At 43.4% G+C, this 948-nt stretch carries 1 tRNA gene and 1 pseudogene; both read left to right on the forward strand.

Features of this window, described 5'->3' with window-relative positions:
* Positions 1-20: 20 nt before the first annotated feature.
* Positions 21-689: pseudogene (locus BCT34_RS11380) on the forward strand (murein transglycosylase domain-containing protein); the annotation flags it as partial.
* Between the two features lie 103 nt (positions 690-792).
* A tRNA-Phe gene (locus tag BCT34_RS11385) sits at positions 793-868 on the forward strand.
* The last annotated feature ends 80 nt before the right edge of the window (positions 869-948 follow it).

The raw sequence follows: 948 nt of genomic DNA on the forward strand, positions 1-948 counted from the left end.
CCGCTAATCCGCGATGAACCGAAAAAAAGCCCATCCAATGGACATGGCGCGCGAACCAGTTCGCTGATTATCTGATCGCAAATAACCTAAAAACCAAAGAAGTCGACTTTAAAAAAGCCTACTACGTTGAGATCCCAATGGTGGCAGATCACGCAAGTCAGCGTAGTTACCAATACGCCGACATCGTTCGACGAGCATCTCAGCGTTACGACATTCCTGAAGACTTGATCTACGCGATTATCAAAACAGAAAGTAGTTTCAACCCCTACGCGGTGAGCTGGGCAAATGCATACGGCCTTATGCAGGTGGTACCTAAAACCGCTGGTCGAGATGTCTTTAAGCTAGTAAAAAATAAGCCTGGAGAACCCACTCCTGAGTATTTATTTAATCCAGAAAACAACATTGATGCTGGTACCGCATACTTTTACATACTCAAAAATCGTTATTTAAAAGACGTAAAACACCCGACAACGCTCGAGTACAGTATGATTTCAGCATACAACGGCGGTACAGGTGGTGTACTCAATACCTTCAGTAAGGACAGAAAGCGAGCAATGCGAGACCTAAACTCGCTGCAACCTAGCCAAGCATACTGGGCACTTACTAAGAAACACCCAAACAAAGAGTCGCGTCGATACTTAGAAAAAGTAACAAAATTCAAGAAAGATTTTAACCAAGGTAAAACGTAAGCCTCACTTTTGAATAAAAAAACAACTAACGAACGTTTTTTTCAATTAATTTCAAAAAAGGTGTTGACGGTTATGCAGAAAATCCGTTTAATAGCGCTCCGTTGCCCGGATAGCTCAGTCGGTAGAGCAGAGGATTGAAAATCCTCGTGTCGGTGGTTCGATTCCGCCTCCGGGCACCACAATTTGATTTGTTGGTGTCAACACTCTTTAACAGGGAGTAGCAACACGGACAAAAGCATAAAGAATTTAGTGTGCCGAC

The organism is Vibrio sp. 10N.261.45.E2 (genome assembly GCF_002875705.1).
Lineage (GTDB): Bacteria > Pseudomonadota > Gammaproteobacteria > Enterobacterales > Vibrionaceae > Vibrio.